This is a genomic window from Emergencia sp. 1XD21-10, assembly GCF_009936045.1.
Taxonomy (GTDB): Bacteria; Bacillota; Clostridia; order Peptostreptococcales; family Anaerovoracaceae; genus Senimuribacter; species Senimuribacter intestinalis.
The window spans coordinates 1-8,509 of record NZ_QWEQ01000045.1 but is presented as its reverse complement, the minus strand read 5'-3'; the positions used below and the strand labels follow the sequence as shown (position 1 = coordinate 8,509).

Below are 8,509 nucleotides of genomic sequence, written 5' to 3'. Positions count from 1 at the left end.
CATAGCTTTTTACATCCTCCACTCTTGCGTACCTGACATTTACTTAGGCAAACTGGAATTCACCTTGGCAATTGACCTTTTTTTAAAAAATTTTCTGCCAAAGTGAATTCTTGTTCAAGAATAAACTTTCTTTAGCAATCCTTTGTCCTTATTTTTCCCTATATTGCAGATTCTCTGCAATTTTAAGCAATACAGCCTTATCATTCTTTCCTGTCATTTCAATACATATCTGTCTATCCTCAGTTGACCAATAAATACTCGAACGATTATATTCTTCATTAACTGTCAAGTAGCCATTATAATATCCTATTTTAATTTGTTCTATCGAGGTATGATCTGTATCGACAGTCATAGTGGTTTCAGGTGAACGCTCAAAAATACGAAGTTCCGTCCCGATTTGTGAAGAAAACAACATAACCTTCTCGAACTCTGTCTTTTCTGCCGCCTGCAAAATATACCCTTCCGGAATATAGGTAGGGTACCAATAATCTTTCCAGTCCCCTATCAAATCATCTTCATCTTGCGAAAGCAGCGTAGCTGATCCATCTTCTTTATTAGAAAAAACTTGGAGGATTTTCACTCTGAATGCATCAGATGTTTCCAGCGTAATCGCAGATAGTGTCACAAAACACACCATAATCATCGCTGCGATGTGTAAATAACTTTTTCTGCGATGCTTACTTTTCTTCTTTGCTTGCTTTTCGTCATATTCCCTAGCAAAAGACAGAACCTTTGGGTCCGGCTCAAGATTCATAATGCCGACAAGTTCACCATCTTTTTCAAAATACATATCCTCAGGTAAATCAAATTTTTCTTTCATACCTTTTCCCCATATTTTATCAATTTTATTTATATACAAAGATCTAATCTATCAGCTTTCTTAGTTTTAGCAACACTCTGCACTGTCGCATCTTAACTGCGCTTTGATTAATCCCCATCACTTTTCCAGTTTCTTTAATACTAAGCTCCTGATCAAATCTTAACTCAAGAAGCAACCTTTCATCCTCAGATAACTGCGCCCTTGCTTTCTCTAAGGCATTTAAATTCTCTTTAAGAAGAAAATCGTCTTCTGTAGTATGTGAAATATTGAAGATCTCAGAAGCCTTCTCAAGTATCCTATTTTCTCGATCCTTTTTTCTATACTGCTCACAGATTTCATTTTTCACCATAGCTCTTATATAATTATGTAGTTGTAGAATTTCCTGGTCGAGATATTTCTCCGGTCTTTCAGAGATCTTTGTCCAAATAATTGCAGAAACTTCTTCTGCAACATCCCAATCTTGCGTGCAGTCTCGAATGAAAATATATACTAACCGATATGTCGATAAATACATTTCTTCAAACGTTTCATATTTTTTCTTGTCCTCTTCCATAACTAGATTCTCCTATATGATACCTTATCACAACTTAATGTAGAAAAATTTTTTATACAAGACTGCTTCGCAAAATTCATACCATAAAATGCAACCATCTCGCTTTCCATTATATTGCCTATTTTCAGTCAAATCGGTCATCATAATGAATGCATCCCATTATGGTTGCGCAAGTTTTAATTGAATATATTATCATTTAATCTTATTTCATCTCATTATTATATATAAAATATATTTTCTTTTCATAATTTTATAATTCTAATATAATGGTTGATTCTAGTCTATCCCAATTCGAAGGCTACTCATATATCTGCTATAAAAAATTCCCTTTCTCTAATGGATTTGCATAAATACAGCTATCAATACGCTGCCTATACCAATTAAAAATCCCTTGATGATTCGTTTCGCTGAATAACTGTATATTCTCTCTGGTTTGTTCCGGTCATAACGAACGGTAATCGGTGTACCTATCTTGGATGTCAAAGGAACTTGTATGCGATTTTTAGATACAATGTTTCTGTCATTAACCCGATACGAAATCTCTGCCAATTTTGCATTACGCCAGTTTTCATTTGTCGGATTTGTTGATTTTATGGAAACAATCGTTCCATTCGTTTTCATTGTCTTTCCATGTTTTATTGCAAAAAGAATACAGTTGAATAAGGCAAAGGAAAACGATACGCCCGCTATTATATACAGGACTATTACATCTCGTTCCATATGAAAACCTCCTATGTCAAATCACTGTTTTCAAAAAACCGAATTGACAGAATGGCTGATATTGAAAAGGTGACAAGACTGATGATAACGCTTAAAATTGCTATTGTTGTTGTAGAGATAGTGTCTAAAAAGCTAAATCTTACCGCATTTTCTGGTTTAAACAGAAAGGCAAATAAAACAGGGGATGCCATAATAATTATGACAAATACAAATTTTGTCTTTTCGTATCCCAACTTGTACAGGGCAGGAAAATAGAACGATAATGGTATCGTGATTACTAAAAAAGCAATAGCCGCCATTCTTATATCAAATGTTCCTAATTTCGAGAAAATGATTGTGTCAATCCCAAAAACCAAACAGCAGACCGCATAAATAATCAAACAAAAACAGTATTTTGAAAGCACAATCATTTTACGGAGATAGGGCAATGCACAAAGCAGGGTAGTTGCTTTTGGATACTGGTATTCCTTTAAAGAAACATACTGAGTCAACATGAAAACGCTAAAAATAACAGTAAGTGTAAATCCCATTGCCCCCGCCGCTTCTGGCATCCGCCAAAGCATAACGGGCGGAATCAGAAATGACACGATAAGCATGATGCCTACATATTTCTTCACAATCAGAAATTCTTTTTTCACTAAGCTAATGAACATCCTTTTTTCTCCTTTCCACATTGGCAACCATGATGTCCTCGATTGTCGGTCTTTCTGTAAGAACATCCTGCATATGCTCCATAACATCAGAACCCTGTTTTGTGATTCCCGTAAAGCCAAACGCACTTTCCTCAATGTTCAAAAAATACCTTCTTGTATCCGTATTCAGTTTTTCAGTGCTGCCCTTTATGATTCGGTAACTGTCAAGCAACTGGTCTTTTTCCTCTTGAAAAACAATCTCACCGCCATCAATCATAATCAGCATATCTGCAATCTTTTCCAAATCGGAAGTAATATGTGTAGAGAAAAATACGCCCTTTCCACCTTTGCCCATATAGTCCTTTAATATATTTAAAAGCTGGCCTCGGACTAATGGGTCAAGACCGCTTGTTGGCTCGTCCATGATAAGCAGTTCCGCTTTATGGGAGAGTGCCAGAGCTAAAGCGTATTTCATCCGCATTCCTTTTGACAGGGTATGGATTTTCTGTTTCGGATTCAATGAAAACTGTTCCATGTAATCTATAAAGTCCTGTTCGCACCAATTCCTGTAAGCAGGGGCAATTACATTTTTCATTTCTGAGAGCGTTAATTCATCATAAAAGCATCCCTCATCAAGCACAATGCCAATGCGGTCTTTTATTTTACTTTCATTCCCATCCATATCCATGCCAAAAAAGTTTATATTTCCAGACACTTTGTTTGTAAGCCCTAAGATACTTCGGAGAGTTGTCGTTTTTCCTGCTCCATTGATTCCGACAAATCCCGTGATGCAGCCCTCTGGCAAATAAAAGGAGATGTCTTTCAAGGCAAAATTACCATACCTTTTACTTAATCCAGATACTTCTAAAATGTTATCCATTTAGTTTTCCTCCTCGTATAAAATGTCCATCATGGCATTTAATTCATCTTTACTAATGCCCAAAGATTTCGCTGTCTGAATCATATCAAGCATTTTTTTCTCCACAAGCCGCCGCTTGGAATCCCGCAATAATTCAATATTGCTTGTAGAAACAAAAGTGCCGATACCGACTTGGCTTGTTACAAATCCCTCTTGTTCCAATTCATCATAGACTCTCCGTATTGTTAAGACGCTGACCTTTAAATCATTTGCAAAGGCACGAATAGAGGGAAGTGCGTCGCCCTCTACTAATTCTTCTTTTAAAATAGCGTCTTTTATCTGGTCTTTGATTTGTTGGTAAAGAGGAACTTCTGATGTGTTAGATATCACAATCTTCAAATATCCTGCCTCCTTCAGTGTGATGTTTATACATACACATTATATACAAATAGCACTTTCAAGTCAATACCCTTTCACTTTTTCTAAGAGATACCTATATATCTCTCGAAAAAAAGACAGAGCTTTTACACTCTGTCTTTTTATCTGCTTATACAAAGATAATTTCCCCATTCACAATCTCCTTCGCACAAGCTCTTATGTTGTTGGGTCGCTCTGTCCATTCTAAGGCATTTTCTTCCTTTAAGCATTCCCTTCCTTGTGCCTGTTTCATGCTTCCTATGAGCCTTTCAAATCGTCCCTGTGCCTGCCATCGGAATAGTCGAGGACACGCCAAAACTGGAAAGCTCTACAAGAATCATAACTGTACCATCTTTTATTATGGACATGCTTGCCGAACTGCAGGAACTACAAAAAAGAAGCATGCGTATCATACAGGGAGATTAGAAAGATAATAGCTATGTCTTTACAACTGCTGAGGGCACCCCACAATATCCCAAGAACACTTATGGCTGGTTTAAGGCACCCATATGTCAAGCCCACGACAAAAATAATTAAAAACAGCAATTGCAAACATATTTCTTTATGCTTACAATTGCTGTTCATACCCTCATGGAAATAGGTGACAAATAAAGCTAATACAAAATCTTCACGACTGAATTATACTGATGATCTTTTGAAGTTCCTCGTAAATTATCTCTTCTGCAATGAAGCCTTCTGTTTGGCTGGTTTCTTTGTTTCTTCTCATTGCAATAAGAAAGGCAACAACATCCTTCTTGGTTTCTTTTGAAAGAATCAAAAATTCATGAGTTGTTACAAATACATTCATACGCGAATAGGCGTACTCTACATCAATAAATTCACTGAGAGTTGGCTGATAAATAATTCCTGCTCTGCAACCCACCTTTCTGCTTGCGTCAGATTAGGCAAAATTATTTTTTATCTTCCAACCCTTGTAATTCTTCTATACTTTCAAGAAAATGACATTCCACCGGAGAAAGGATATCCTCCTGCTTTTTCCGATATTTCTCGTATTCTCCATGCGCCTTTTCAAGAGCCTGTTTATGTGTAACTCTTCCTTTTGTAGTTAAAATATCCCTTCTTGTCATTTTCAGATAGTCGTCAATTGTTTCCAGCCAGTCTTTCATATACATTGGTTCTTGATTCAAGGCATGGACTTCCGCAATATCTAAATACGCCATAACGATTTTATTTAACGCATCTATTTCTTTTTCGTTTAAATAATTCTTTGCAACCTCTACATCAGAACGTTTAATCTCCTTTCCAGCCCATGCTGTTAATCCCATATTGTCTTTGTCCGCATCTGCCCGTTGATAAATTACTTCTGCTGCTGTTTGCTTATGAGCTGCCCAGTGCATTTTATTTTGTACTTGTTTAAAAAATATAATTGAATTCTCTGCTTTCGGATTGTAATCAATGCTGGTTGCATATATTTCCAATACTTTTCTCCAAAATACTTTTTCGGAAGAGCGAATATCACGGATGCGAGCTAACAATTCATCAAAATAGTTTCCGCCTCCGAGATTCTTAAGTCGATTATCATCTAATGCGAATCCTTTTTTCATATATTCCTTCAAAATAGAAGTAGCCCATATTCTAAACTGTGTTCCTCTCAGGGATTTTACCCGATAACCAACGGAAATAATAACATCTAAATTATAGAAATCTACCTGATAGGTCTTACCGTCAGAAGCAGTGTAGGCAAATTTTGCCCAAACTGCTTCTTTTGCCAATTCTCCTTCTTTAAAAATATTTCTTACATGTTTTCCAATTACACTTTTATCTCGTTGAAATAATTCGGCCATTTGATCTATGGAGAGCCAAACTGTGTCATGGTCAAATGTAACTTCTATTTTTGTGACTCCATCTTCTGTCGTGTACATGATGATATTTGATTGCGTCATTATATCCTCCGAATATTAGATATTTATAGATGCCTGAAGTTCAGGAATAAACAGCCGATAACTTAATCTTATTGAATATTCCCTAAAAATGAACATTATTCTTGTATAAAAAGAGATGCAAGAGAAGCATACTCCCAAATACGATTCCTCACGTTATCATTTTTTGAATGACGATACTATTCTCGCTTAATACGTGCACATCCATTGATATTGAATTGAACGAACTTCCCAACTGCTTTGCAGCATGGGAAATGCTAGTCACAGGAAAGAGCTTAAGGTAATCATATGCGATCCAAACGTTCTTAGTCAGCAATCGTATATCTTTTAAATGATTTTTTATCTTTGACCATAATAGTTTCATACTGTATCAGCAACTGATCTGATCTTTTTGCAACTTTGCCTATAGCATCTACAAAGAACTTAATCCAACGAATCTATTTTCAGTATATCACTAATATCGAAATAAATGAAGTGCGATTTATGGAGTTTATTTCAAAAAATAAAGAAATAATACAATATAATTTCAAAAGCAAGTTTCATGACTTCGGCACACTCATGCAGCTATATTATCCTCTATTGGCGTACAAATCGTTGATGTGTCCAAATGATTGGGCATAGCAACACAAGAATCACGCAAGAAATATATGAGTATTATTTTAGAAGTTCTGATAAGGGTGTGTCAGATAAATTAGAGCAATTTTATGAAGACATAACAAAATGTAGTCAATAAAAAACCAACGCATAAAAACGTTGGTTTTGCAATGTTTTTGTGGTGGAGATGAGGAGAGTTACACGGCTTGCTCTGCAACCCGCCGTCCTGCGGCTCCCCCTTTCGGTCGCCTTGGACCGTGACCTACTCGCAGGTTCACCGAACCTGCTCCCTTCACGGTCACGCTCTTTCGAGTTCGACTCTCTTTCACTTAGACATGACAAAAGCCTGCCAAAAGGCAGGCTTTGCATGTCTGGTGGAGATGAGGAGAGTACAAATCTGCATTACCAGAGGCACAAAGTTTGATGGTTCGCCTTGTCGCTACTACAAGGAAGTGGATTATGTGTCAGAGAAGAAGCTAAAAGAAGACGCAGCTTTGTTTTTAGCCGATATAATTAGCGGCAAGGTGACAAACAGCGATTCCACAACGCTAAACGCCCTCTTTAAAGATTTTATGAGAAATAACGGCGGTATCAATACGGAATTAAAGATATCAACCGCAAGAAGATATGAAACATTATACAAGAATCAAATTCAATTTGCTTTCGGCAATAAACAGATTGGAAAAATCACGAAATTGCAGGTCAGAAATTGGGTTAAGGATTTATCAGAGAACGGAAAAAATTTGCAGAATGGAAATCCATTGGCTCCGAAAACAATTAAAAGTGCTTTATCTTTACTAAGTACGCTGTACAAGTATGCTATAGAGGACTTGGAACTGCTAGAAAAGAATCCTTGCGACCATATAAAAGTTCCAAAGGCTACAAAGAAATACAAGATTCAAAAAGACTTCTACAAAGAGCATGAAATAGCCGACTTGATATCACTACTTCTAAAAGAAAAGGATATTGAAACAAGCAAATGCCATTCAACCGCTGTGCTTCTTATACTTTTTACGGGGCTCCGCATCGGAGAAGTCATGGGTCTTATGTGGAAAGATATCGATTTAAAAGATAGTACTATCAGCATTAACAGAATCCGAACCCTTGTACCTGCCATCGGGGTAGTCGAGGATACACCAAAAACTGAAGGCTCTACAAGAATCATAACAGTACCATCTTTTGTTATGACCATGCTTGTAGAACTGCAGGAACTACAAAAAAGAAACATGAGTATCATACAAGAAGATTATAAAGATAGCGGCTATGTATTTACAACTGCTGAAGGCGCTCCACAATATCCTAGGAATACTTATGGCTGGTTTAAACGTTTTTTGAAGAAGTATGACTTAAGAGATACCACTCTTCACGATTTAAGGCACACTCATGCAGCTATACTATCCTCTATTGGTGTGCAAATCGTAGATGTGTCCAAAAGATTAGGACATACCAACACAAGGATCACACAGGAAATATATGAATATTATTTTAGGAGTTCTGATAAAGGTGTATCAGATAAATTAGAGAAATTCTATGAAGATATCACAAATTGTAGTCAAAATGTAGTCAAGAAAAAAACCAACGCATAAAAACGTTGGTTTTTCAATGTTTTTGTGGTGGAGATGAGGAGAGTCGAACTCCTGTCCGAAAGCATTTCCACAGGACTTTCTCCGAGCGCAGCTGATGATTTAAAGTTCGCGCTTCTGACCGCCCGTCAGCAAGCTGACAGAAGCACTATTCCGTAAGTCCCTTACGATACCGGAAACTCTCGCAAGGTTTTCCTGTATAATCGATGCCAGATCTCCAGCCTACAGGTAAACCGGAGCTGACACGCGCGCTGCGTTAATTAAGCAGCAAATGCGAAATTGTTATTCTTTTTAGCGTTTATATTTAAACGGCCACTTTTAACGTAGACTTGGCGACTACGGCTCGCTGGTCCGGCTTCTACACCCCCGTCGAAACCTTTACACCCCCATAAATGTTTATATGGCTATTTTACAACACTTTCAGCAGATT

At 37.1% G+C, this 8,509-nt stretch carries 9 protein-coding genes, 1 other RNA gene and 1 pseudogene; 1 reads left to right on the top strand and 10 read right to left on the bottom strand.

Annotated features, from left to right (window positions below):
• Positions 1-148: 148 nt before the first annotated feature.
• The 9 genes and pseudogenes from D1151_RS15920 to D1151_RS15880 all read right to left on the bottom strand — a co-directional run bounded on the left by D1151_RS15920 (position 149) and on the right by D1151_RS15880 (position 5,905).
• Complete coding sequence (locus tag D1151_RS15920; protein ID WP_161909525.1) at positions 149-820, bottom strand: DUF4367 domain-containing protein; 672 nt, start codon at positions 818-820, stop codon at positions 149-151.
• A 43-nt stretch (positions 821-863) separates the two neighbouring features.
• Entirely contained in the window at positions 864-1,373 is a 510-nt protein-coding gene (locus D1151_RS15915) for an RNA polymerase sigma factor (protein ID WP_161909524.1), read from the bottom strand.
• Positions 1,374-1,706: 333 nt separating this feature from the next.
• Positions 1,707-2,093: a DUF3592 domain-containing protein gene (locus D1151_RS15910; protein WP_161909523.1), complete on the bottom strand. Its 387-nt coding sequence runs from the start codon at positions 2,091-2,093 to the stop codon at positions 1,707-1,709.
• 11 nt (positions 2,094-2,104) lie between these two features.
• Positions 2,105-2,731 (bottom strand): ABC-2 transporter permease, encoded by a 627-nt coding sequence (locus D1151_RS15905; protein WP_330588372.1) that lies wholly within the window; start codon positions 2,729-2,731, stop codon positions 2,105-2,107.
• Positions 2,732-2,735: 4 nt separating this feature from the next.
• Positions 2,736-3,605 (bottom strand): ABC transporter ATP-binding protein, encoded by an 870-nt coding sequence (locus D1151_RS15900; RefSeq protein WP_161909522.1) that lies wholly within the window; start codon positions 3,603-3,605, stop codon positions 2,736-2,738.
• Positions 3,606-3,974 carry a GntR family transcriptional regulator gene (locus tag D1151_RS15895; RefSeq protein ID WP_330588373.1) on the bottom strand — a complete coding sequence of 123 codons (369 nt, stop codon included), beginning with the start codon at positions 3,972-3,974 and terminating at the stop codon, positions 3,606-3,608.
• A 157-nt stretch (positions 3,975-4,131) separates the two neighbouring features.
• Positions 4,132-4,290, bottom strand: a pseudogene (locus D1151_RS15890) (TnpV protein); the annotation flags it as partial.
• 339 nt (positions 4,291-4,629) lie between these two features.
• Positions 4,630-4,884: a hypothetical protein gene (locus D1151_RS15885; protein WP_160203281.1), complete on the bottom strand. Its 255-nt coding sequence runs from the start codon at positions 4,882-4,884 to the stop codon at positions 4,630-4,632.
• Between the two features lie 28 nt (positions 4,885-4,912).
• Positions 4,913-5,905 (bottom strand): virulence RhuM family protein, encoded by a 993-nt coding sequence (locus D1151_RS15880; RefSeq protein ID WP_160203280.1) that lies wholly within the window; start codon positions 5,903-5,905, stop codon positions 4,913-4,915.
• Between the two features lie 1,052 nt (positions 5,906-6,957).
• Here D1151_RS15880 and D1151_RS15875 point away from each other — a divergent pair.
• Positions 6,958-8,082, top strand: coding sequence for a tyrosine-type recombinase/integrase (locus tag D1151_RS15875; RefSeq protein ID WP_161909520.1), 1,125 nt, complete (start codon positions 6,958-6,960; stop codon positions 8,080-8,082).
• 25 nt (positions 8,083-8,107) lie between these two features.
• Here D1151_RS15875 and ssrA read toward each other — a convergent pair.
• Positions 8,108-8,467: a transfer-messenger RNA gene (ssrA, locus tag D1151_RS15870) on the bottom strand.
• Positions 8,468-8,509: the final 42 nt, after the last annotated feature.

Excerpts from the sequence above, each read along its gene's own strand:
- D1151_RS15920 (WP_161909525.1), bottom strand. The coding sequence starts at position 820 with ATGAAAGAAAAATTTGATTTACCTGAGGATATGTATTTTGAAAAAGAT.
- D1151_RS15915 (WP_161909524.1), bottom strand. The coding sequence starts at position 1,373 with ATGGAAGAGGACAAGAAAAAATATGAAACGTTTGAAGAAATGTATTTA.
- D1151_RS15910 (WP_161909523.1), bottom strand. The coding sequence starts at position 2,093 with ATGGAACGAGATGTAATAGTCCTGTATATAATAGCGGGCGTATCGTTT.
- D1151_RS15900 (WP_161909522.1), bottom strand. The coding sequence starts at position 3,605 with ATGGATAACATTTTAGAAGTATCTGGATTAAGTAAAAGGTATGGTAAT.
- D1151_RS15880 (WP_160203280.1), bottom strand. The coding sequence starts at position 5,905 with ATGACGCAATCAAATATCATCATGTACACGACAGAAGATGGAGTCACA.